This window comes from Streptomyces sp. NPDC056296, assembly GCF_042268605.1.
In the GTDB taxonomy this organism is placed as follows: domain Bacteria; phylum Actinomycetota; class Actinomycetes; order Streptomycetales; family Streptomycetaceae; genus Streptomyces.
In genome coordinates, this window is record NZ_JBHJRX010000022.1 from 1 (window position 1) to 23,417 (window position 23,417).

17 protein-coding genes are annotated in these 23,417 nt (G+C 66.6%); 1 reads left to right on the top strand and 16 read right to left on the bottom strand.

Going from position 1 to position 23,417, the window contains the following annotated elements:
• Positions 1 to 298: 298 nt before the first annotated feature.
• From ACFCZF_RS17855 to ACFCZF_RS17915, 13 genes are all read right to left on the bottom strand, one after another.
• Positions 299 to 1,645, bottom strand: a complete 1,347-nt coding sequence (locus ACFCZF_RS17855; protein WP_376672459.1) for a protein kinase — start codon at positions 1,643 to 1,645, stop codon at positions 299 to 301.
• Complete coding sequence (locus ACFCZF_RS17860; protein ID WP_376672460.1) at positions 1,638 to 3,755, bottom strand: AIPR family protein; 2,118 nt, start codon at positions 3,753 to 3,755, stop codon at positions 1,638 to 1,640. Before ACFCZF_RS17860 ends, ACFCZF_RS17855 begins: the two co-directional genes overlap by 8 nt.
• A gap of 32 nt (positions 3,756 to 3,787) precedes the next feature.
• Positions 3,788 to 4,609, bottom strand: a complete 822-nt coding sequence (locus tag ACFCZF_RS17865; protein WP_376672461.1) for an SAVMC3_10250 family protein — start codon at positions 4,607 to 4,609, stop codon at positions 3,788 to 3,790.
• Between the two features lie 420 nt (positions 4,610 to 5,029).
• Positions 5,030 to 6,979 (bottom strand): TIGR03960 family B12-binding radical SAM protein, encoded by a 1,950-nt coding sequence (locus ACFCZF_RS17870; RefSeq protein ID WP_376672462.1) that lies wholly within the window; start codon positions 6,977 to 6,979, stop codon positions 5,030 to 5,032.
• A gap of 91 nt (positions 6,980 to 7,070) precedes the next feature.
• On the bottom strand, positions 7,071 to 8,270 hold the full coding sequence (rodA, locus tag ACFCZF_RS17875; RefSeq protein WP_375922040.1) for a rod shape-determining protein RodA: 1,200 nt from the start codon (positions 8,268 to 8,270) through the stop codon (positions 7,071 to 7,073).
• The gene (mrdA, locus tag ACFCZF_RS17880; RefSeq protein ID WP_376672463.1) at positions 8,267 to 10,576 is read right to left on the bottom strand and encodes a penicillin-binding protein 2; all 2,310 of its coding nucleotides are present in this window, start codon (positions 10,574 to 10,576) and stop codon (positions 8,267 to 8,269) included. Before mrdA ends, rodA begins: the two co-directional genes overlap by 4 nt.
• A 97-nt stretch (positions 10,577 to 10,673) precedes the next feature.
• A complete protein-coding gene (gene mreD, locus ACFCZF_RS17885) occupies positions 10,674 to 11,345 on the bottom strand; it encodes a rod shape-determining protein MreD (protein ID WP_375922034.1) in 672 nt (223 codons plus the stop codon).
• A gap of 13 nt (positions 11,346 to 11,358) precedes the next feature.
• The gene (mreC, locus tag ACFCZF_RS17890) at positions 11,359 to 12,378 is read right to left on the bottom strand and encodes a rod shape-determining protein MreC (protein WP_376672464.1); all 1,020 of its coding nucleotides are present in this window, start codon (positions 12,376 to 12,378) and stop codon (positions 11,359 to 11,361) included.
• A gap of 182 nt (positions 12,379 to 12,560) precedes the next feature.
• Positions 12,561 to 13,580 carry a rod shape-determining protein gene (locus ACFCZF_RS17895; protein ID WP_007449816.1) on the bottom strand — a complete coding sequence of 340 codons (1,020 nt, stop codon included), beginning with the start codon at positions 13,578 to 13,580 and terminating at the stop codon, positions 12,561 to 12,563.
• A 318-nt stretch (positions 13,581 to 13,898) separates the two neighbouring features.
• Positions 13,899 to 14,312 (bottom strand): nucleoside-diphosphate kinase, encoded by a 414-nt coding sequence (gene ndk, locus ACFCZF_RS17900; protein WP_007449819.1) that lies wholly within the window; start codon positions 14,310 to 14,312, stop codon positions 13,899 to 13,901.
• A gap of 130 nt (positions 14,313 to 14,442) precedes the next feature.
• The gene (locus tag ACFCZF_RS17905; RefSeq protein ID WP_376672465.1) at positions 14,443 to 14,799 is read right to left on the bottom strand and encodes a DUF4233 domain-containing protein; all 357 of its coding nucleotides are present in this window, start codon (positions 14,797 to 14,799) and stop codon (positions 14,443 to 14,445) included.
• A gap of 8 nt (positions 14,800 to 14,807) precedes the next feature.
• Entirely contained in the window at positions 14,808 to 16,331 is a 1,524-nt protein-coding gene (locus ACFCZF_RS17910) for a bifunctional folylpolyglutamate synthase/dihydrofolate synthase (RefSeq protein WP_376672466.1), read from the bottom strand.
• Between the two features lie 169 nt (positions 16,332 to 16,500).
• Positions 16,501 to 19,152 (bottom strand): valine--tRNA ligase, encoded by a 2,652-nt coding sequence (locus tag ACFCZF_RS17915; RefSeq protein WP_376672467.1) that lies wholly within the window; start codon positions 19,150 to 19,152, stop codon positions 16,501 to 16,503.
• Between the two features lie 138 nt (positions 19,153 to 19,290).
• Here ACFCZF_RS17915 and ACFCZF_RS17920 point away from each other — a divergent pair, with 138 nt between their 5' ends.
• Positions 19,291 to 20,262, top strand: a complete 972-nt coding sequence (locus ACFCZF_RS17920; protein ID WP_376672468.1) for a hypothetical protein — start codon at positions 19,291 to 19,293, stop codon at positions 20,260 to 20,262.
• 73 nt (positions 20,263 to 20,335) lie between these two features.
• Here ACFCZF_RS17920 and clpX read toward each other — a convergent pair whose 3' ends face one another.
• The 3 genes from clpX to ACFCZF_RS17935 all read right to left on the bottom strand — a co-directional run bounded on the left by clpX (position 20,336) and on the right by ACFCZF_RS17935 (position 23,213).
• Entirely contained in the window at positions 20,336 to 21,622 is a 1,287-nt protein-coding gene (clpX, locus tag ACFCZF_RS17925; protein ID WP_376672469.1) for an ATP-dependent Clp protease ATP-binding subunit ClpX, read from the bottom strand.
• A gap of 181 nt (positions 21,623 to 21,803) precedes the next feature.
• Positions 21,804 to 22,484 (bottom strand): ATP-dependent Clp protease proteolytic subunit, encoded by a 681-nt coding sequence (locus tag ACFCZF_RS17930; protein ID WP_310873402.1) that lies wholly within the window; start codon positions 22,482 to 22,484, stop codon positions 21,804 to 21,806.
• 123 nt (positions 22,485 to 22,607) lie between these two features.
• Positions 22,608 to 23,213: an ATP-dependent Clp protease proteolytic subunit gene (locus tag ACFCZF_RS17935; protein WP_193776311.1), complete on the bottom strand. Its 606-nt coding sequence runs from the start codon at positions 23,211 to 23,213 to the stop codon at positions 22,608 to 22,610.
• Between the last annotated feature and the right edge of the window lie 204 nt (positions 23,214 to 23,417).

Here is a 23,417-nt window from a genome sequence, read left to right on the forward strand (position 1 = left end):
GGCTGGACTGGTACAACTACCACCGACCCCACACCGGCATCGGCGGCCACACACCAGCCAGCCGCGTCACCAACCTGCCCGAACAGCACACCTAGACCGTACCTAGGAAGCCCCGTTGAAACGAGGATCAGGCCAGTCAGCTGTCCTCGCTTAACACGTCACTATGGAAGACCCACGTGGGTACCCAAAGGGCATCCCACCCGCAATCGCCGTGTCCAGTATTAACCCGACGCTGCCCCTCAACTCACCCACCGTAAGGCACAAACACCGAGTTCAGCGTCACTCTCGCAATAACGCCCTAGAGGTACGAAACACTTCTGAGTCGGTTGAGTGCCGCCCGCACGTCAGACGTATGGGACGCCTCCTTACCCAAACGGGCAGATAGAAGCGGATAAAGAGTTGCCAGCGTGTTCAGCGCCTCCTCTGCGCGCCCCATCGACTCTTGCAACAGCCCAATGTAAGCACTGCACTGGAGTCGCAACTCCTCAGAATCTTCACCATAAGAAAGGTCTTGAACCAAGCTCTCATAAGCAAAAAGAGCCTGCTCTTTATTCCCTAGACGCATATCACAGTACGCCGCTTGGGCGCGACAAGTGAATGCGTCGTAGACCGCTTCACCTTCAGTCGTGGCCAGCTCGTCACTAAGCTCCTTATAGATTGGCAACGCTCGACCAAAGTGACCATCATCAAAGAGAGCAAGAGCTGCGCCCATACGCGTCCTGATGGGAAGCTTTTTAGCTGAAGACCCATCGTCCAAGAAGTCGCTCAGTTTCCTCTCGTGTGGATCCGATCTGACCTCCATGGCGGCATAGTATGACGTCAGTTGTTCATAAACAGACCTAGCAGAAGCAGGGCGACCGCCAGTTTCCTTGGCAAGTAGGGCCATCACCAACGCCGCCACTCCCTCCGGGATGTCTGGCCTCAATATTTGAACCGGCGTGGGTGGACGCTTACGGTGCTCATCCATGACAACCGCATAAGCACCAGTAAACGGTGGCTCCCCTGTCAACATTTCATAAAGGACGCACCCCAAGGCGTAAAGGTCAACCTTGGGATCAATCGTGCCGCCAAATTGCTCCGGCGCCATATAATTGACCGTACCCAGAAGCTGACCGACTTGGGTAAGTCGAGGGTTGGCAGTCCCGAAAACGGCTGCCACCCCGAAGTCAAGAACCTTCACTCGCCAGGTGTCGGTCAGCATAATATTGGCCGGTTTAAGGTCCCGATGAATCACGGGATCTGCATGAATACATTGGAGAACGTCAGCAATCTGCCGAGCTATAGATAACGCCCGAGCAATCGGCAGGCGTCCACCTTTGATAATCTTTTCCAAATCCTTCCCTAGGACCAACTCCCAAACCATGAAAAGGTCTTTCGGGCTACCAAGAACATGTGCATCAAAAAGCACAGGAATATTGGGGTGGCTGAAACGTGCACCCAATTCAGCCTCGCGGCGGAACCGGGCGGCCATATCCTCCGCTGTGAGACCATCAACAGGTCCAGTAAGCCGCTCAGGGTTGATTACTTTAACGGCAACAGGACGCTTCAACTGCTTGTCGTTTGCTTGCCAAACCTGCCCCATGCTCCCCTGGCCTATGAGGCGGCGCAGTTCATAACGGTCTCCGATAGGTCCCACGTCAGTCATCACCGTTATGCCTTAGGACAGCTGTAAGACGCTCTGCGATTTCAGCAAGTGTCCCATCTCCTGGCACCGTCCAGCAGGCCGGACCTCGGACTGCGGCTGGAGATTCGGCCCATTTAGCTTCGCGCCAGATGCGCATCACCAGTCCCGTAGGCGAGTATGCCCGCTGATCAACCTCCCAGATCAAGGGCCTCCGCCGATCATTCGTCCATGTGGCTAGATAGCGCGTAGGATCTTCACTCAGCCAATCCCCGATAGCGCGCTCTTCGATTGGGTTGCTAGGACGATAAACGAGACGCGTTCCCTCTGCTATGCGACCGTGGTCGACAAGGATTGAAACGCTACTACGACGCCTTGTGCGAGTTGAGCGAATTACCAGCTCATTGCCAGAGGAGAGGCCACGCACTACCGCTTCTACTAGACGTCGGCACTTATGTTCATCCGTAAACACACTCGCGAGAAAGACACTTCGGCCATAAAGGTGCTCTACGGACGAAGCTAGAAGGAGCGCGGTCTCCTTGGTCCACTCCTCAACCCAAGCCTCACGCTCGCCAGCATTGGGCTCCCATTCCTCAAGAGTCTCTGGGCCGATGGTTTGGAAGACGAGATGCGCCGCCAAGAGCTCACCGTGCTCGATCACCTCACGGACCCAAGGAATCACGGACTGTGTGGATCCCACTTTTGCCAGCGCAGTTTGCACCTGCCGCAGTATCAACACCGATTGCCATATCTGTTGGCTACTCGGAGGGCTGCCGAACAATCGGTTGTACGCGCCATTAGGGGAGGAGCGCCATAGAAAATCGGTGTCGGCGCTTGTCCGGACAACTAGCGAAGTATCCGGGTGCGCGCAGACGAGAGCAAGCGCCGCTTCCTGTACAGAGCATCCTGCGCTCGGCACTGGAGCGATAGCCCCCCTCTTGAAGACGTAATGTTTACTTAGCTTCGTGGCAAACTCGTCACGAATTCGCAGCTGCTTTGGATCAAGTGCAACCATATTCAGTGGATCTGTTTTTCTTTCATCTCCCGAGGTATGGGTGAGTCTAGTGACCAAATCTTGCGATGCATCGCCGACACAGATAATACGTAGCGAGACCATAGCCTCGTCTGCCACTTCGACTCTTTGTGACACTGCGTGAGCAATCGATGCAACGGTTTCCGCTCCGCTGATAACGCGAGCATTCTTCATTTGCAGTCGAACGGGCTGCCCTTGCGCACGCCGAGCAAAGTACTGCACCTCGATTGAGTCACACAGCACCGTGACTCCATTATTAAAATACCAGAACAAGTCAGGTTCGGTAAGCAACTGCGTAAGGAGTGATTGGTTAATCCGATCAGCGCCGTACTGTCGCAGAGAAGGAGGCAATAGAAGTGTACGGTGAGTCTCATACCATGCGGAGACTTCACCCGCTGAAACAGCGCCTTGATACGCCTGGTAGGGCGTGCCGATCGCATGCCAGCCTTGAGGAAAAGTCGCTGTGATATCCACCGGCATGGGTGTCTCACGAAGTTGTGCTGCGGAATAGAAGTCAGCCAGTCCCAGGGTGTGGACTTGGACCCTAGTCCGACCGTCGAAGCCGAAGTCCTGCCCCACCTGGACTAGTCGCTCTTCGGCTTCTTCAGTCAGATAGCCATCTCCAGCTATAGCGGCAACCAAATGCACGGTACTGAGCGGTGAACCCAGTGCATCGTCAATCCGGTCTAGCAGGCGATTGATGCGCGAATTATTTCCGCTATACCGGTGACGAGCCAAGCGCTGCAATCCAGCTACTAGCTGCAGAGCGTTATGCTCCGTAAGGCTCGCTCGCCCTCTGTCGCTCCATTTTGCTTGGATGAACCAAATTTCAGATCCATTCGCCGAGAAGGCGACGGCGTCGATTCCGTAGTCGTCTGCGCCGTCCGTTACGGCGGCCGCGGCCTCCTCTGAATTGCAGCCGGTGACAATGACAACCGCTTGGGCGGCCAGAGCTCGTGAAAGTAGTACACGGTCCCGCACATGTGTCGAAACGTGCGCCACATCACCAGTGTCGATCAAGGGAGCGAAAGTTTGGGTCAGATAATTGCGCACCTGCCGCATCTGAACAGGCATTGCGTCAGCGGCATCGTCCACGTTCACCCCTCCCATCGTCGCTCCCTCCGTCGCGTTTCCTATGCCTGGCTATATGCGTACTCCACAGCCAAGGGACTTGCTACGATGCAGCGCTCAGCGGCGTTAGTGGCTGGCAGGTCTGCCGTTATCCGCGCGTATCCACACATCCTTCCCGCGCGGCCGGTCGCGGTGCTCTGGACGTCGAGAGCCGCTATCAGACTGCGAACGGCATCTCCACTTAGGTCAATATCTGGAGCAGGTAGACCCAGCTCCGTCGAGTCGTGCTCGAGTGAAAGTGATCTCACGACGTGCCCAGCGGATGTCATGAAGGTGGTAGCAATACTCGACCCACCGGTGATGCCCTCCAACGGAGGTCCATCGATAGCTACTGGAACGTACCCCATGAGGTGGTGAGCAGACCCGTGGAGTAGGAGCCGACAGTCTGTCTCTTGCTCGTACTCGGGTTCTTCTCCAGATGCCGGATCCACGAAGAGCACCATGTGCTGGTATTCACCGCGAAGGGTGACGCAGCGCAGAGGCGCCTCAAACCACACCCACTGCCCTTGGCACAGATCTGGTTCCGTGAACCATAGAGCCCGCTTGTCGAGGTGCTTGTCCACCTGACGCAAATGCATCAACCTGGCACGGTCATCCGTTGCAGCCTGTGTCTCGACGTCCACACCGCCCACTGGAGTGTTCAAACGAATGGCACTAGGCCGACGGAAGCGGCGCGGTTCCGGAAGGAACTGACGCAGCTTCCCGTCAGATAGATACAAGAACTCACGCATGCCCGCCCCCCGGATGATGATGTACGTACATCTTGCCACTCCCTGCCAGGGCTTCACCCACCACTTCGCAAAGTCGTTCCGGGAGCCTTGCATAGAGTCGTGGTAAGAGGCAGGTGATCAGTCTCTCGCAGGCAGTGGTCCGGCGGAGTGTGTTTCGCAGCGTGTGCCATCTTTCGTCCGCTGGAACGGTGCGGGACTTATGAGACGTGCACAAGAGCTGCCGACTTCATGGCCGGGAGGGAACCGTGCAGGAGGACTGCAGTCCGGGGCGGACTCGTCTCCCACCCGCCCAGGCTCCCGTATCGCGACTAGACCCACTCGACCTCGGACTGGATGCTCCCGTGCCCGCCAGAGGCCGGCAAAGGCGTCCGTGCAGCGTCTCGAGTCGCCTGCCGTGCCTTCAGCGATCCGAGCGAACCGAGCACCGCGGCCACCTCATCCTCTGTGGCGTCCGCCACAGCCTCAGCGATGCGCCGCAGTGGCTCAGTCACCCCTAGCCCCCGTTTTGGCTGGTCAGCCGGACTTCTTGACCGTCAGCGGCAGCAGCTTCTTGCCCGTCGGGCCCGTTTGTGGCCATGTGTCGAACTGGGGGCACACCCCGCAGTCGAAGCACGGCGTCCAGCGGCAGTCGTCGACCTCGGTCTCGTCGAGGGCGTCCTGCCAGTCCTCCCAGAGCCACTCCTTGTCGAGGCCGGAGTCGAGGTGGTCCCAGGGGAGGACCTCCTCGTAGCCGCGCTCGCGGGTGGTGTACCAGTCGACGTCGACGCCGAAGGGCTCCAGGGCCTTGTCGGCGCAGGCCATCCAGCGGTCGTACGAGAAGTGCTCGCGCCAGCCGTCGAAGCGGCCGCCGTCCTCGTAGACGGCGCGGATGACGGCGCCGGTGCGGCGGTCGCCGCGGGAGAGGAGGCCCTCGACGATGCCGGGCTTGCCGTCGTGGTAGCGGAAGCCGATGGAACGGCCGTACTTCTTGTCGCCGCGGATCTTGTCGCGGAGCTTCTGGAGCCGGGCGTCGGTCTCCTCGGCGGAGAGCTGCGGGGACCACTGGAAGGGGGTGTGGGGCTTGGGGACGAAGCCGCCGATGGAGACCGTGCAGCGGATGTCGCCGGAGCCGGAGACCTCGCGGCCCTTCTGGATGACGCGGGTGGCCATGTCGGCGATCTGGAGGACGTCGTCGTCGGTCTCGGTGGGCAGGCCGCACATGAAGTACAGCTTCACCTGGCGCCAGCCGTTGCCGTACGCCGTGGCGACGGTCCGGATGAGGTCGTCCTCCGAGACCATCTTGTTGATGACCTTGCGGATGCGCTCGGAGCCGCCCTCGGGGGCGAAGGTGAGGCCCGAGCGGCGGCCGTTGCGGGTCAGCTCGTTGGCCAGGTCGATGTTGAAGGCGTCCACGCGGGTGGAGGGGAGGGACAGGCCGATCTTGTCCTCCTCGTACCGGTCCGCGAGGCCCTTGGCGACGTCGCCGATCTCCGAGTGGTCCGCGGAGGAGAGCGAGAGGAGACCGACCTCCTCGAAGCCGGTGGCCTTCAGGCCCTTCTCGACCATGTCGCCGATGCCGGTGATGGAGCGCTCGCGCACCGGGCGGGTGATCATGCCGGCCTGGCAGAAGCGGCAGCCGCGGGTGCAGCCGCGGAAGATCTCCACCGACATGCGCTCGTGGACCGTCTCGGCCAGCGGGACGAGGGGCTGCTTGGGGTAGGGCCACTCGTCGAGGTCCATGACGGTGTGCTTGGAGACGCGCCACGGGACGCCCGAGCGGTTGGGGACGACGCGGGCGATACGGCCGTCGGGGAGGTACTCGACGTCGTAGAAGCCGGGGACGTACACGCCGCCGGTCTTCGACAGGCGGAGGAGGAGTTCCTCGCGGCCGCCGGGGCGGCCCTCGGCCTTCCAGGCGCGGATGATCGCGGTGATCTCCAGGACGGCCTGCTCGCCGTCGCCGATGACCGCGCAGTCAATGAAGTCGGCGATCGGCTCGGGGTTGAAGGCCGCGTGTCCGCCGGCCAGGACGATGGGGTCGTCGATGCCGCGGTCCTTGGACTCCAGCGGGATGCCGGCCAGGTCCAGGGCGGTCAGCATGTTCGTGTAGCCGAGCTCCGTGGAGAAGGAGAGGCCGAACACGTCGAAGGCCTTCACCGGGCGGTGGCTGTCGACGGTGAACTGCGGGACGGTGTGCTCCCGCATCAGCTCCTCCAGGTCCGGCCACACGCTGTAGGTGCGCTCGGCTAGGACGCCCTGCTGCTCGTTGAGTACCTCGTAGAGGATCATGACGCCCTGGTTGGGCAGACCGACCTCGTACGCGTCCGGGTACATCAGGGCCCAGCGGACGTCACAGGATTCCCAGTCCTTGACCGTGGAGTTGAGCTCTCCGCCGACGTACTGGATCGGCTTCTGCACATGCGGGAGCAGAGCTTCGAGCTGCGGAAACACAGACTTCACAGACTCGGCGGCTTCGGCAGGCATCTCACGGAACCTTCGTGTGCTGACAAGGGGGACCATCCAGCCTAACCCGGCGAAGGAGGTCCCCCGTACCGCCCGTGCGGCGGGCGCGTGCTCAAGCCGACATCGGTCTCTTCACCGTGATCGACTGGAGCAGGCCGACCGCTATCCAGATGGCGAACATCGACGAGCCGCCGTACGACACGAAGGGCAGCGGCAGGCCGGTGACCGGCATGATGCCGAGCGTCATGCCGATGTTCTCGAAGGTCTGGAAGGCGAACCAGGCGACGATCCCGGCGGCGACGATCGTGCCGTACAGGTCGGTGGTCTCGCGGGCGATCTTGCAGGCGCGCCAGAGCACCACGCCGAGCAGGGCGATGATGAGACCCGCGCCGAGGAAGCCCAGTTCCTCTCCGGCGACCGTGAAGACGAAGTCGGTCTGCTGTTCGGGTACGAAGCGGCCGGTGGTCTGTGAGCCGTTGAAGAGGCCGGAGCCGGTGAGGCCGCCGGAGCCGATGGCGATGCGCGCCTGGTTGGTGTTGTAGCCGACGCCGGCGGGGTCGAGTTCGGGGTTGGCGAAGGCGGCGAAGCGGGCGATCTGGTAGTCGTCGAGGATGCCGAGCTGCCAGACGGCGAGCGCGCCGGCGGTTCCGGCGCCGATCAGTCCGAACACCCAGCGGTTGGTGGCGCCGGAGGCGAGCAGCACGCCCAGCACGATGATGACCATGACCATGACCGAGCCGAGGTCGGGCATGAGCATCACGATCAGCATCGGCACGGTGGCCAGGCCCAGGGCCTGGAGCACGGTCCGGTTGTCCGGGTTGGGCCGGTCCCCCGCGTCGACGCGGGCGGCCAGCAGCATCGCCATGCCCAGGATGATCGTGATCTTCACGAACTCCGAGGGCTGCAGGGAGAAGCCGCCGGGGAGTTTGATCCAGGAGTGGGCGCCGTTGATGGTCGAGCCGAGCGGGGTGAGCACCAGCAGGATCAGGAAGACGGACGCGCCGTAGAGGACCGGCACGGCGGTGCGCAGGGCGCGGTGGCCGAGCCAGACGACGCCGACCATCAGGGCGAGCCCGATGCCGGTGTTCAGGAGGTGCCGGGTCAGGAAGTAGTACGGGTCGCCCTGGTTGAGCTCGGTGCGGTTGCGGGTCGCGGAGTAGACGAGCAGCGAGCCCATCAGCGAGAGCGCGACGGCGGCCAGCAGTATCGGCCAGTCGAGCCGGCGCGCCATCGAGTCCCGGGCGAGGAGTCGGGTCCACCCGGCTTTCTCGGGTCCGTATCCGGAGACCTGGAAGCTGTTGGAACCGGTCATGCGCGCGCCCTCCGGCTTCCGCTTCTGCCCGCACCGCGGGTTCCGCCGCCGCGCCGGCCCGTGCCGCCGCGTCGTCGATGGCGGCGTGTGTCGCGGTTGTCCCCGTTCTGCGTCGGCGTCGTCGCTCCCTGTTCCTGTCCCTCGACGGGGGCGTACTCCTCCTCCGGGGAGGCCTTCTCCTTCGGCTGCAGGTCCTTGACGGCGTCCTTGGACATCTTCGGGGCGGGGATGGTGCCGTCCGCCTTGATCGTCGGCAGCTTCGCCTGCGGCTCGGGCAGCAGCGCCTTCTTGCTGTCGACCTCCCCCTCTTCCGAGACGCCGTACAGCGCGTCGTAGATGTTGCGGACGGCGGGACCGGAGGCGCCGGAGCCGGTACCACCCTGGGAGATCGTCATGACGATCGTGTACTCGTCGGTGTACGTGGCGAACCAGGAGGTGGTCTGCTTGCCGTGGACCTCGGCCGTACCGGTCTTGGCGTGCATCGGGATCTTGTCCTGCGGCCAGCCGTCCTGTGCGAACCGCCAGGCGGCGGTGCCGCGGGTGGCGACGCCTTCGAGGGCGTCGTCCATCTTGGCCAGCGTGGTCTTGCTTATCGGCAGCTTGCCGTGCGACTCGGGCTCGATCTCGCGGATCTCCTTGCCGTCGGGGCTGACGACCGCCTTGCCGATGGTCGGGTCGTACAGGGTGCCGCCGTTGGAGATGGCCGCGTAGATGGTGGCCATCTGGATGGGGGTGGTGAGGGTGTCGCCCTGGCCGATGGAGTAGTTGATGGCGTCACCGGCGCGCATCCTGTTGCCTTCGAGGCAGCCCTCGTACGCGAGCTTCTCGACGTAGGTGCCGTCCTTCTTGCCGGACTTGCACCAGGCGTCCTTGTTGGCCTCCCAGTAGTCCTGCTTCCACTGGCGGTCGGGGACGCGGCCGGTGACCTCGTTGGGGAGGTCGATGCCGGTCTTCTTGCCGAGGCCGAACTCGTGGGCGGCCTTGTAGAAGTAGTCGTTGGGGTTCTTCGGCTTGTTGCCGCCGTCCTTCTTCCACTCCTGGTGGGCGAGGCGGTAGTAGACGGTGTCGCAGGAGAGTTCCAGGGCGCGGCCGAGGCTGATCGGGCCGTAGCTGGCGGACTCGTAGTTCTTGAAGACCTGACCGCCGACGGAGTAGGAGCTGGAGCAGTCGTAGCGGCCGTCGAAGTCGTAGCCGGCTTCTACGGCGGCGGACGTGGAGATCACCTTGAAGATCGAGCCGGGGGCGGCCTGGCCCTGGGTGGCCCGGTTGAGCAGCGGGTAGTTGGAGTCCTTGCCGGTGAGCTTCTTGTAGTCGGCGGCGTCGATGCCGCCGACCCAGGCGTTCGGGTCGTACGTCGGGTTGGAGGCCATGGCGACGACGCGGCCGGTCTTGGCCTCCATCACCACGACGGCGCCGGCGTCGGCCTTGTAGTTCTCGCCGGTGTTGTCGTCGTACTGCTTGCGGGCTTCCTTCATCGCCTCGTTCAGCTCGTACTCGGCGACCCGCTGGACGCGGGCGTCGATGCTGGTGACGAGGGTGGAGCCGGGCACGCCGGGGTCGGACTCGGCCTCGCCGATGACGCGGCCGAGGTTGTCGACCTCGTAGCGGGTGACGCCGGCCTTGCCGCGCAGCGCCTTGTCGTACTGGCGTTCCAGGCCGGAGCGGCCGACCTGGTCCGAGCGCAGGAAGGGCGAGTCGGTGTCCTGGGCCTTCTGGATCTCCTCGTCGGTGACGGGCGAGAGGTAGCCGAGGACCTGCGCGGTGTTGGACCCGCCGGGGGCGGCGTAGCGGCGCATCGCCTCGGGCTCGGCGGTGATGCCGGGGAAGTCCTCGGCTCGTTCGCGGATCTGGAGGGCCTGCTTGGGGGTGGCCTCGTCGGTGACGGGGATCGGCTGGTAGGGCGAACCGTTCCAGCAGGGCTGGGGGGTCTCGGCGTCGCACAGCCGGACCTTGTCCATGACCTCCTGGGGCTTCATGCCCAGGACCCCGGCGAGCTTGGTGAGAACGGCCTTGCCGTCGTCCTTCATCTTGAGCAGGTCGGTGCGGGAGGCGGAGACGACGAGCCGGGTCTCGTTGTCGGCGAGCGCCACGCCGCGGGCGTCCAGGATCGAGCCGCGGGGCGCGGGCTGGACGACCTGCTGGACGTGGTTGCCGGAGGCCTCCGCGGCGTACTCGTCGCCCTGGCGGATCTGGAGGTACCAGAGCCGGCCACCGAGGGTGGCGAGGAGGGAGAGGACGAGGATCTGGATGACGACGAGCCGGGTCTGGACGCGTGTGCTGCGGCCGGTCTCGGGGATGTTGGTCACCGCGACTGCCTCCCCCTCGTGAGGTGCGTGGTCCTTGGGTACGGCCGCGTCGCGCACGGCCGCGTCGTGTACTGCCGCGTCGTGTACTGCCGCGTCGTCACAGCCGCTTGACCCCCTTGATGCGTCCGGCGCGGGCGACCCGCGCCCGCGCCGCCTTCACCCGCAGTCCGTTGCGCTGGTTGCCGATGCGCAGGCCGGTGCCGCCGGAGAGCCAGCCGGAGGCGATGTCGGTGTTCTGGCCGGCGGAGTTGGTCTCGGCCAGCGGATCGTTCTCGGCGCGTCTGGCCAGGGCCATGATGCCGGGGACGACGAAGGGCGCGAGCAGCAGGTCGTACAGGGCGGCCGTGAACAGCAGGCTGGGCAGGCCGACATGGCGGGCGGCGGTGTCGCCGACGAGGGCGCCGACGCCGGCGTAGAGCAGGGTGGTGCCGAGGGCGGCGACGACCACGACGGCCATGGGGCCGGTGGCCGTCCTGAGCCGGCCGTTCTCCGGTTTGGCGAGGCCGGCGAGGTAGCCGATGACGCAGAGCACCAGGGCGTAGCGGCCGGCGGCGTGGTCGGCGGGCGGGGCGAGGTCGGCGAGCAGTCCGGCGCCGAAGCCGACGAGGGCGCCGCCGACGTGGCCGTAGACCAGGGCGAGGCCGAGGACGGTGAGGAGCAGCAGGTCGGGGACGGCGCCGGGCAGGTGGAGGCGGGCGAGGACGCTCACCTGGAGCACCAGGGCGACGACGACCAGGGCGACGGACAGCAGGATCCGGTTGACGCGCATGGGGTGAGAACTCCTACTGCTCGGTCTGCTGGTTCTGCTCGATCTGCTGGTTCTGCTCGGTCTGCTGGTTCTGCTCGGTCTGCTCGTTCTCTTCGTTCTGCGGCTGGCCGTCGGTGCCGGCCCCGGCGGACGGGGTCACGGTCACCGTGACGGTCGGCGTGGGTTTCGGCTTCGGCTTGTCCGGGAGCACCGTGTCGCGCGGGTCCTTCTGCGGTGCCTGGACGACGACGCCGACGATGTCGAGCTTGGTGAAGCTGACGAACGGCGTGACGTCGAGGGTGCGGGTCAGGTCGCCGCCGGAGGGGTCGATGCGGGAGACCACGCCTACCGGCACGCCGGGCACGAACGGCTTGTCGGCCTGGGAGCCGAAGGTGACCAGGCGGTCGCCCTTCTTGACGTCGGCCTTGCCGTTGAGGAGTTCGACGCGCAGGGGCCGGCCGCCCTGGCCGGAGGCGAAGCCGAGTTCGTCACTGGCCTCCATCCGGGTACCGACGGTGAAGTCGGGGTCGTTGGCGAGCAGCACGGTGGCGGTGCCCGGGCCGACGGTGGTCACGCGCCCCACGAGGCCGTCGCCGTTGAGGACGGTCATGTCGCGCTTGATGCCGTCGTCGGCGCCGGCGTCGATGGTGATGGTCCAGGAGAAGCCCTGCGCGGCTCCTATGGCGATGACCTGGGCACCCTTGATGCCGTACTGGCCGGCGCCGGCCAGCCCGAGCATCTTGTCGAACTGCTTCAGGCGGCTGCGGCCGCGCTCGTCGCTGCCGAGCTTCGCCTTCAGGGCCGCGTTCTGCGTCTCCAGCTCGGAGAGCCGGTCGTGCCGGTCGCCGGAGTCGCGGATCGCGGAGACCGCGTTGCCGACCGGGTCGACCGCGGACGACACCCCGTTCTCGATCGGACCGAAGACGCCCGCCGCGGCCTGCCGGGCACCGTCGACCGGGGAGTCCTCCCCACCGCGGATGTCCACCGTGATCAGTGCGAACGCGATGGCGATCAGCAGCACCAGGAGCAGCCGGCTCTCTTTCGTGTCCCTCACGTGCGGCGGCCGTGCCTTCCTCGTCGAAATTCGGGAATCTCGGAATGTACGTGGCGGTGTTCAGGAATTCAGCTGATTCGGTACGCCGGGCGCTTCAGGCGCATCCGGTACCGGAACCCTCTATATCAACGATCCGCCGCACGAGAGGAGATCGTCTCGTACGGCGGAACCGAAGTGTTACGTCATCTGCGGGGCGAGGCGTCCAGCACCTGCTGGAGTGCCTCGAACTCCTCGACGCACTTGCCGCTGCCGAGTGCCACGCTGTCCAGCGGGTCCTCGGCGATGTGGATCGGCATCCCGGTCTCCCGGCGCAGCCGTTCGTCGAGCCCGCGCAGCAGCGCGCCGCCGCCGGTCAGGACGATGCCCCGGTCCATGATGTCGCCGGACAGCTCCGGCGGACACTTGTCGAGGGTCGTCTTGACGGCGTCGACGATCGCGTTGACCGGCTCCTCGATCGCCTTGCGCACCTCGGCGGCCGAGATGACGACGGTCTTGGGCAGCCCGGACACGAGGTCCCGGCCGCGGATTTCGGTGTGCTCGTCGGAGTCGAGGTCGTACGCCGAACCGATCGTGATCTTGATCTGTTCGGCCGTGCGCTCACCCAGCAGAAGGCTGTACTCCTTCTTCACGTGCTGGATGATCGCGTTGTCCAGCTCGTCACCCGCGACACGGATGGACTGGGCGGTGACGATGCCGCCGAGCGAGATGACCGCGACCTCCGTGGTGCCGCCGCCGATGTCCACCACCATGTTGCCCGTGGCCTCGTGGACCGGCAGGCCGGAGCCGATGGCCGCGGCCATGGGCTCCTCGATGATGTGCACCTGACGGGCGCCGGCCTGGGACGACGCCTCGATGACGGCGCGGCGCTCGACGCCCGTGATGCCCGAGGGCACACAGACGACGACCCGCGGCCGAGCCAGATACCGCCGCTTGTGGATCTTCAGGATGAAGTAGCGGAGCATCCGCTCGGTGATCTCGAAGTCGGCGATGACGCCGTCCTTCAGCGGGCGCACGGCAACGATGTTGCCGGGCGTGCGCCCGATCATCTTCTTCGCTTCGGCGCCGACCGCGAGGATGCCACCGGTGTTGGTGTTGATCGCGACGACGGACGGCTCGTTGAGTACGATCCCGCGACCCCTGACGTACACCAGCGTGTTGGCGGTCCCGAGGTCGACAGCCATGTCACGGCCGATGAACGACATTGAGTTCCCCATCAGGATTCGACTGGCCTTCCCAGGAGCTTTTGAGGGCTTTTCAGGTAGGCGAAGTGGGTGCAGTGACGCGTGGAGGCTTCCATCGTAGACGCGCTTTCGCGAACACTGCGCGAGGGTCTTCGCCATTGTCAGCAGATGGCACGGCGCCTCGCTTGTGGAGACGGGCCAACGGGGGCATCCGTTCCCCCGATCAGGCGTGCATATGCCACAGGGCGGTCGCTTTTACGCGACCGCCCCGGCTCCGCCTCGGCCATTCGGCTGACGGCGTGTCAGAAAAAAGGCCGTCCGGCGTGTCCCGAAGAAGGTTCAGACCCGACCGGGGAAGAAGATCTTCAGCTCGCGCTCGGCGGACTCCTCGGAGTCGGAGGCGTGGATCAGGTTCTCCCGGACGATCACGCCGAAGTCCCCGCGGATGGAGCCGGGAGCGGCGGCGATCGGGTCGGTGGGGCCGGCCAGCGCGCGCACGCCCTCGATGACCCGCTCACCCTCGACGACCATGGCGACGACCGGGCCGGACGCCATGAACTCGACCAGCGGCTCGTAGAAGGGCTTGCCCTTGTGCTCGCCGTAGTGCTGCTCCAGCGTCTCGGCGTCCAGGGTGCGCAGTTCCAGCGCGGTGATCTGCCAGCCGGCCTTGCGCTCGATACGGCTGATGATCTCGCCGGTCAGGCCACGACGGACGGCGTCGGGCTTGAGGAGGACGAGGCTGCGCTGGGTCACGACGGGCTCCCTTGGGGGTGTGCGGTTGTGCGGGTGATGTTTGAGGTTACCGGGCGTGTCGCGGCGCCCCTCACGCAGCGTCGGACGGCGTCGGACGGCCTCAGGCGGTGTCGGACGGCGTCGGACGACCTCAGGCGGCGTCGGGCGCGGCCGCGTCGGCCTGGGCCGCGAACCTCGCCTTCGCCTCGTCGATCTTCCGTCCGTAGTGCACGGAGGCCCACCACAGGGCGGCGAAGATCGCGCCCAGGAAGAACATGGACGGCACGACGAAGCCGGAGGCGATCAGCGCGATCTGCAGGGCCCAGCCGAAGGCGACGCCGCCGGGCCGGGTGACCACGCCGCACAGCGCGACGCACAGGAACATGGCGATGCCGCTGACCGTCCACACCGTCCCCGTGGACAGGTCCGGGTCCTTCATGGCGACCAGTCCGGCGAAGCCGATCACGAGGAACTCGCTGATCAGAGTCGAAGCACAGAGCGTACGCACGTGAATTCTCAGCCCTTCCCGAGGAGCAGTCGGGCCTCGCCGACGGTGATGACGGAACCGGTGACGAGCACACCGCCGCCCGCGAACTCGCCCTCCTCCTCGGCCAGCGTGATCGCGGCCTCCAGGGCGTCCGGCAGCCGCGGCTCGACCTGGACGCGGTCCTCGCCGAACACCTCGACGGCGATTCCCGCCAGCTCGTCGGCGTCCATCGCGCGGTGGCTGGAGTTCTGGGTGACGACGACCTCGGCGAAGACCGGCTCGAAGGCCTCCAGCAGCCCCCGCACGTTCTTGTCACCGCTGGCGCCGACCACGCCGATGAGCCGGCTGAACTGGAACGCCTCCCCGACCGCCTCCGCGGTGACCCGGGCACCGGCCGGATTGTGCGCGGCGTCCAGCACAACGGTCGGCGAGCGCCGGACGACCTCCATCCGCCCCGGTGAGGCGACGGCGGCGAAGGCCTTGCGCACGGTGTCGATGTCCAGCGGCTCGGGACGCTGCGCGCCGACGCCGAAGAACGCCTCGACGGCGGCCAGCGCCACGGCCGCGTTGTGCGCCTGGTGGGCGCCGTGCAGCGGCAGATAGACCTCGGTGTACTCGCCGCCGAGTCCGCGCAGGGTCATCAGCTGCCCGCCGACGGCGACCTGCCGGGCCACGACGCCGAACTCCAGCCCTTCGCGGGCCACGGTGGCGTTGACGTCCACGGCCTTCTTCAGCAGCACCTGCGCCGCGTCCACCGGCTGCTGGGCCAGGATCACGGTGGCGTCCTGCTTGACGATGCCGGCCTTCTCGGTCGCGATCGCGCCGGGCGTCTCGCCGAGCCGGTCGGTGTGGTCCAGGTCGATGGGGGTGACGACGGCGACGTCCCCGTCGATGACGTTGGTGGCGTCCCAGGAGCCGCCCATCCCGACCTCGACGACGGCCACGTCGACGGGCGCGTCGGCGAAGGCGGCGTACGCCATGCCGGTCAGCACCTCGAAGAAGGACAGCCGGTACTCCTGGCTGCCGTCCACCATCTCGACGTACGGCTTGATGTCCTCGTACGTCTCGATGAACCGCTCGGCGGAGATCGCCGCGCCGTCCAGGCTGATCCGCTCGGTGACCGACTGCACGTGCGGCGAGGTGTACCGCCCGGTGCGCAGCTCGAAGGCGCCGAGCAGGGCCTCGATCATGCGGGCGGTGGTGGTCTTGCCGTTGGTCCCCGTGATGTGGATGGACGGGTACGACCGCTGCGGCTCGCCCAGCACGTCCATCAGCGCGGCGATCCGGGCGACGGACGGCTCCAGCTTGGTCTCGCCCCAGCGCGTCGCGAGCTCCGTCTCCACCTCGCGCAGGGCCTTGTCCACCTCGGGATCCTCCGGCCGCGCGGGCACGTCGGCCTGCGGGGGGCCGCCCTGGGTGCGCAGGGTGCGGCTGCCTGCTTCGATGACGGCGAGATCGGGGTCGCGGGTCGTCTCCGCCGCGATGATCTCCTCGAAGGAGTCGGTGGGGTCAGCGGGGTCGGGCTGGTCGTTCTCGCCGGGGTTGTCACTCACGGGGACCAGTCTACGGAGGTCGACCGACGGGGCGCCCACGGAGTGGGGTGGCTTGTCCGCAGCGGCGAGTGCAGCGCCGTTGTGGCTGGTCGCGCAGTTCCCCGCGCCCCTGAGTGGCGAAGGTCCCCGGCGCCGAATGCTCCGAGGACCTTCGTCGTCGTACCGGCGTTTACGCCTGCGGCAGCTTCTCCAGCTGGGACTGGATGCGGGCGATGTCCTCGTCCGCCTTGGCCAGCCGGCCCCGGATCTTGTCCACGACCTGATCCGGCGCCTTGGCGAGGAAGGCCTGGTTGCCCAGCTTGGCCGTGGCCTGGGCCTTCTCCTTCTCGGCGGCGGCGAGGTCCTTCGCGAGCCGCTTGCGCTCGGCGGCGAAGTCGATGACACCCGAGAGGTCGAGCGCGACCTCGACACCGGCGACCGGGAGGGTCGCCGTGGCCGTGAAGGAGTCGCCCTCGGGCTGGAGCCGCAGCAGCTGCCGGACGGCCGCCTCGTGCGCGGCGAGCGCGGTGCCCGCCAGGGTCAGCCTGGCCGGGACCCGCTGGCCGGGCTGGAGGCCCTGGTCGGCGCGGAAGCGGCGGACCTCGGTGATCACCGACTGGACGGTCTCGATCTCCCGCTCGGCGTCGGCGTCCCGGAAGCCGCCCGGGGCGTCAGCCCCAGGAACGAACACAGCGGAGGGCCACTCGGCGATGACGACCGACTCGCCCCCCGTGAGCGTCGTCCACAGCGTCTCGGTGACGAAGGGAACGACCGGGTGCAGCAGCCGCAGCGTGACGTCGAGGACCTCACCGAGGACGCGCTTGCTGACCTCGGCCGGCTCGCCGCCCGCCTGGAACGTCGTCTTGGACAGCTCGACGTACCAGTCGAAGACCTCGTCCCAGGCGAAGTGGAACAGCGCGTCGGACAACTTGGCGAACTGGTAGTCCTCGTAGTGCGCGTCGACCTCGGCGACCACCGAGTTCAGGCGGGAGAGGATCCAGCGGTCGGTCGACGACATCTTCGAGGCGTCCGGCAGCGGGCCCTCGACCGTGGCGCCGTTCATCAGCGCGAAGCGGGTGGCGTTCCAGATCTTGTTGGCGAAGTTCCGGGAGCCCTGGACCCAGTCCTCGCCGATCGGGACGTCGACGCCCGGGTTGGCGCCGCGCGCCAGGGTGAAGCGGAGCGCGTCGGAGCCGTACTTGTCCATCCAGTCCAACGGGTTGACCACGTTCCCGAAGGACTTGGACATCTTCTTGCCGTTCTGGTCACGGACCATGCCGTGCAGGGCGATGGTGTGGAACGGCGGGGTGCCGTCCATCGCGTACAGGCCGAACATCATCATCCGGGCGACCCAGAAGAAGAGGATGTCGTAGCCGGTGACCAGGACGGAGTTCGGGTAGAACTTCGCGAGCGAGTCGGTCTGCTCCGGCCAGCCCAGCGTGGAGAACGGCCACAGGCCGGAGGAGAACCAGGTGTCGAGGACGTCGGAGTCCTGACGCCAGCCCTCACCCGCCGGCGGCTCCTCGTCGGGGCCGACGCAGACGACCTCGCCCTCCGGGCCGTACCAGACCGGGATGCGGTGGCCCCACCACAGCTGGCGCGAGATGCACCAGTCGTGGAGGTTGTCGACCCAGTCGAAGTACCGCTTCTCCATCTCCTGCGGATGGATCTTGACGCGACCGTCACGGACGGCGTCACCGGCCGCCTTCGCCAGCGGGCCGACCTTGACCCACCACTGCATGGACAGGCGCGGCTCGATGGTGGTCTTGCAGCGCGAGCAGTGGCCGACACTGTGGACGTAGGGCCGCTTCTCGGCGACGATCCGGCCCTCGGCGCGCAGCGCGGCGACGATGGCGGAACGGGCCTCAAGGCGGTCCAGGCCCTGGAAGGGACCGTGGGCGGTGATGATCGCGTGCTCGTCCATGACCGCGATGGCGGGCAGGTCGTGGCGCCGGCCGATCTCGAAGTCGTTCGGGTCGTGGGCGGGCGTCACCTTGACCGCGCCGGTGCCGAACTCGGGGTCGACGTGCTCGTCGGCGACGACCTGGATGGAGCGGTCGGTCAGCGGCAGCTTGATGAGCTTGCCGATCAGGTGCTGGTAGCGCTCGTCCTCGGGGTGGACGGCGACGGCCGTGTCGCCGAGCATCGTCTCGGCACGGGTGGTGGCGACGACGATCGTCTCGTCCCCGTCGCCGTACTTCATGGAGACGAGCTCGCCGTCGTCGTCCTGGTATTCGACCTCGATGTCGGAGATGGCCGTCAGACACCTGGGGCACCAGTTGATGATGCGCTCGGCGCGGTAGATCAGCTCGTCGTCGTAGAGCCGCTTGAAGATGGTCTGGACGGCCTGGGACAGGCCCTCGTCCATCGTGAAGCGCTCACGCGACCAGGCGACGGCGTCGCCGAGGCGGCGCATCTGGCCGCCGATCTGCCCGCCGGACTCGCTCTTCCACTGCCAGACCCGCTCGACGAACGCCTCCCGGCCGAGGTCGTGCCGGGACTTGCCCTCCTTGGCCAGTTCCCGCTCGACGACGTTCTGCGTGGCGATACCGGCGTGGTCCATGCCGGGCTGCCACAGCGTCTCGTACCCCTGCATCCGCTTGCGGCGGGTCAGGGCGTCGATGAGCGTGTGCTCGAAGGCGTGCCCGAGGTGCAGGCTGCCCGTGACGTTCGGCGGGGGGATGACGACGGTGTACGGAGGCTTGTCGCTGTCCGCGTCCGCCTCGAAGTAACCCCGTTCCACCCAGCGCTCGTACAGCTTCCCCTCTACCTCGGCCGGCGCGTACTGGGTCGGCAGTTCGGTGGTGGGTGCGGGCTGCGGCTGCTGAGAGTTCTCGGTCACGGGGGTCAGTTTAAGGGCGTCACGACCCTGTCCCGAAACGCGTTTCCTTTGTAACGGTGCGCCCCCCGGTGACCTGCGCACGCCAGGTCTGCGTCAGGATGTGAGCACCACGTAAGCATCTGGAGGGGAACCCAGAAAATGAGTCACAACCAGCCGGGCCCGTACGGCGGGCAGCCCCAGCAGCCCGGACCGTACGGCCAACCGGGACCGTACGGCCAGCAGCCGCCGCAGGCCCCCCAGCCCGGCTACGGCTACCCCCAGCAGACGCCCCCGCCCGCGCAGCCGGGCTACGGCTACCCGCAGCAGCCGCAGCAGGGCGGCGTCCCGCCGCAGCAGCCGCCGTACGGCCAGCAGGCTCCGTACGGCCAGCAGCCCCCCTACGGCCAGCAGCCGTACGGCATGCCCCAGCCCCCGGCGCCGGGCGGCGGCAAGAAGAAGACGGGCCTGATCATCGGCGCGGTCGCCGTCGTGGCGGCGATCGGCGTGGGGGCGTACTTCGTGTTCGGCGGGGGCGGGGGTGCGGGCGGCTCGGACATCGCCGACGACGGGCCGCACAAGCTGACGACTCCGGCGACGGTGCTCGGCGACTACACGAAGGAGAAGAGCGACAGCGGCACCATGGACGCCGGCGACATGAAGGACGCCGAGCAGTGGGGGGTGACGGACCCCAAGGACGTGAGCGCCTCGTACACGGCGAAGAACGAGGAGAACCCGCTGGCCAGCAAGCAGCTCATGTTCGGCGGCGTCTACGGCACGATCGACGATCCGGAGAAGGCCGTCGACGCCATGTTCGCGAACATGAAGAAGGAGAGCCAGGAGGGCGGCAGCGACCAGGACGTCACGCTGCAGGGCGACCCGAAGGAGTACAAGCCCGAGTCCCTCGACGGCGCCATCCTGAAGTGCCAGGAGGCCAAGGTCGACAACTCGAACGGCGGAGAGAACGAGCCGAAGTCGATGACCATGACGTACTGCGTCTGGGGCGACCACAGCACCCTCGGCTTCGCCATGCCGATGAGCTACCTGGACATCGCGGCTGGTAAGAAGACCGATCCCGCCGAGGCGGCCGAGATCACCGCCAAGCTCCGCAAGGAAGTCCGCGTCAAGGCCTGACATCGCGGCGACAACGCGGAAGGGGCCCGGTCGGTCGACCGGGCCCCTTCCGCGTTCGTTCGTACGGTGACGGCTATGCCGTCTTCTGCTCCCCCGGCCCCCGCCCCCGCGAATCCCGCGGAATCAGCGTCGGGTTGACGTTGGAGAGGACCACGTCGGCCGTGATGACGACGCGGGCGACGTCCTTGCGGGAGGGGACCTCGTACATGACGCCCTGGAGGACTTCCTCCATGATGGCGCGCAGGCCGCGGGCGCCGGTCTGGCGGAGGATGGCCTGGTCGGCGATGGCCTCCAGGGCCTCGCGCTCGAAGTCCAGCTCGACGCCGTCGAGTTCGAAGAGGCGCTCGTACTGCTTGACGAGCGCGTTGCGCGGCTCGACCAGGATCTGGAGCAGGGCCTCGCGGTCGAGGTTGTGGACCGAGGTGATGACGGGGAGCCGGCCGATGAACTCGGGGATCATGCCGAACTTGACCAGGTCCTCGGGCATGACGGACTCGAACTGGTCCTTGGACTCCAGCTCCCGCTTGGAGCGGATCGTCGCGCCGAAGCCGATGCCCTTGGCGCCGGCCCGACCCTCGATGATCTTCTCCAGGCCCGAGAAGGCGCCGCCCACGATGAACAGGACGTTCGTCGTGTCGATCTGGATGAACTCCTGGTGCGGGTGCTTGCGCCCGCCCTGCGGCGGGACCGAGGCCGTGGTGCCCTCGAGGATCTTCAGCAGGGCCTGCTGGACGCCTTCGCCGCTGACGTCTCGCGTGATCGACGGGTTTTCACTCTTCCGCGCGACCTTGTCGATCTCGTCGATGTAGATGATCCCGGTCTCGGCCTTCTTGACGTCGTAGTCGGCCGCCTGGATCAGCTTGAGCAGGATGTTCTCGACGTCCTCGCCGACGTAACCGGCCTCGGTGAGCGCCGTGGCGTCGGCGATCGCGAAGGGGACGTTCAGCATGCGCGCCAGGGTCTGGGCGAGGAGGGTCTTGCCGGAGCCGGTGGGGCCCAGCAGCAGGATGTTGGACTTCGCCAACTCGATGGCGTCCTCGCGGCCTTGGGCGCCGCCGTTCTCGCCGGCCTGGACGCGCTTGTAGTGGTTGTACACCGCTACGGAGAGCGCCTTCTTGGCGGCTTCCTGGCCGACGACGTACCCGTCGAGGAACTCGTAGATCTCGCGGGGCTTGGGGAGCTCCTCCCAGCGCACCTCGCTGGTCTCCGCCAGCTCCTCCTCGATGATCTCGTTGCAGAGGTCGATGCACTCGTCGCAGATGTAGACACCGGGCCCTGCGATGAGCTTCTTGACCTGCTTCTGGCTCTTGCCGCAGAACGAGCACTTGAGCAGATCGCCGCCGTCACCGATGCGTGCCACGGTGTGCTTCCCCTTCGCCTGGGAGACTCCCGGACGTCGACGTCACGTCAACGGCCGGCGGACTCCTGGTGCTGCCTTATGTCCGACGGTACCTTGCCGGGCCCCCCGTCCGGGCCCCCCTTGGCACGGTTCACTTTGACGTGGACCGTGCCAAGGAGCAGCAGACGATACCCGCTCCGGGTCAGCGAACCGACTCGTTGTTCATCTTCCGGGTGGAGATGATCTGGTCGACCAGGCCGTAGGCCAGGGCGTCCTCGGCCGTGAGGATCTTGTCGCGCTCGATGTCCTCGCGGATCTTCTCGACCGGCGTGGTGGAGTGCTTGGCCAGCATCTCCTCCAGCTGGGCGCGCATCCGGAGGATCTCGTTGGCGGCGATCTCCAGGTCGGAGACCTGGCCGCGGCCGGTCTCGCTGTACGGCTGGTGGATCAGGACGCGGGCGTTGGGCAGCGCCATGCGCTTGCCCGGCGTGCCGGCGGCCAGCAGGATCGCGGCGGCGGAGGCCGCCTGGCCCATGCAGACCGTCTGGATGTCGGGCTTCACGAACTGCATCGTGTCGTAGATGGCCGTGAGCGCCGTGAAGGAGCCGCCGGGGCTGTTGATGTAGATCGAGATGTCCCGGTCGGGGTCCATCGACTCCAGGCACAGCAGCTGCGCCATGACGTCGTTGGCGGAGGCGTCGTCGATCTGGACGCCGAGGAAGATCACCCGCTCCTCGAAGAGCTTCGCGTACGGGTCGTACTCGCGAACGCCCTGGGAGGTGCGCTCGACGAAGCGCGGGATCACATAGCGGGACTCGGCGGACGGGCCGGTGTACTCGGCACGCATGCGGTCGTGCAGGCCGCTGCCGGGGAAGTCGTTCACAGTTTCTCCTGGGAAGGGGCTGAGGCGGTCGGCTCGGGGCCGGCTGGAGGGGCGCACTGGGCCCGCGCAGGGCTGGGCTCGGCTCCGCGGGGCCCGGGTGGACCCGGGGCCCGCGGGAGCGGCTCAGGCCCCCGTGCCGCCGCCGCCCGGCATGCCGGCGGCCGTGGGGATGACGTCGTCGATGAGGCCGTACTCCTTGGCCTCGAAGGCGTCGAACCAGCGGTCGCGGTCCGAGTCGCGCGTGATCTGCTCGATCGTCTGACCGGTGTGCTGGGACGTCAGCTCCGCCATGCGCTTCTTGGTGTGCAGCAGCCGCTCGGCGTGGATCTTGATGTCCGAGGCGGAGCCGGCCAGGCCGGCGGAGGGCTGGTGGATCAGGATCTCGGCGTTCGGGAGCGCGAAGCGCTTGCCCGGGGTGCCCGCGCTGAGCAGGAACTGCCCCATCGAGGCCGCCAGCCCCATCGCGATCGTCACCACGTCGTTCTTGATGAACTGCATGGTGTCGTAGATCGCCATGCCGGCCGTGATCGAGCCGCCGGGGCTGTTGATGTACAGGAAGATGTCCTTGTCCGGGTCGGCGGCAAGGAGCAGCAACTGTGCGGTGATCTTGTTGGCGATGTCGTCGTCGACCGGCTGGCCGAGGAAGATGATCCGCTCGCCGAGCAGCCGGTTGTAGACCTGGTCGCCGAGGCCACCACCGATGGAGGGCTCGCCGGCGGCGGAGGGCATCAGATTCGTCACGTATCCACCTGCTCGTCTTACGACGGCGCCGGGCCGTCTCACGTGTTCTGCCGGGGCGCGGGGCCGTCCGGCCGGTTTCGGGGACTCCCCTGCCCTCGTATTCATGGACCCTAACGCGCAGGCCCTGCGGTGCCATCCCGGTTCCGCGGGTGTTCGCTGTGAGCGCATGTCGCTCCGCTGGGTGAGCAGGGG

What these genes read in the sequence shown, in the direction of transcription:
- ACFCZF_RS17870 (WP_376672462.1), bottom strand. Translation starts at nt 6,979, where the DNA reads ATGCCTGCCGAAGCCGCCGAGTCTGTGAAGTCTGTGTTTCCGCAGCTC.
- ACFCZF_RS17920 (WP_376672468.1), top strand. Translation starts at nt 19,291, where the DNA reads ATGAGTCACAACCAGCCGGGCCCGTACGGCGGGCAGCCCCAGCAGCCC.
- rodA (WP_375922040.1), bottom strand. Translation starts at nt 8,270, where the DNA reads ATGACCGGTTCCAACAGCTTCCAGGTCTCCGGATACGGACCCGAGAAA.
- mreD (WP_375922034.1), bottom strand. Translation starts at nt 11,345, where the DNA reads ATGCGCGTCAACCGGATCCTGCTGTCCGTCGCCCTGGTCGTCGTCGCC.
- ACFCZF_RS17895 (WP_007449816.1), bottom strand. Translation starts at nt 13,580, where the DNA reads ATGTCGTTCATCGGCCGTGACATGGCTGTCGACCTCGGGACCGCCAAC.
- ACFCZF_RS17855 (WP_376672459.1), bottom strand. Translation starts at nt 1,645, where the DNA reads ATGACTGACGTGGGACCTATCGGAGACCGTTATGAACTGCGCCGCCTC.
- ACFCZF_RS17935 (WP_193776311.1), bottom strand. Translation starts at nt 23,213, where the DNA reads ATGCCCTCCGCCGCCGGCGAGCCCTCCATCGGTGGTGGCCTCGGCGAC.
- ACFCZF_RS17865 (WP_376672461.1), bottom strand. Translation starts at nt 4,609, where the DNA reads ATGCAAGGCTCCCGGAACGACTTTGCGAAGTGGTGGGTGAAGCCCTGG.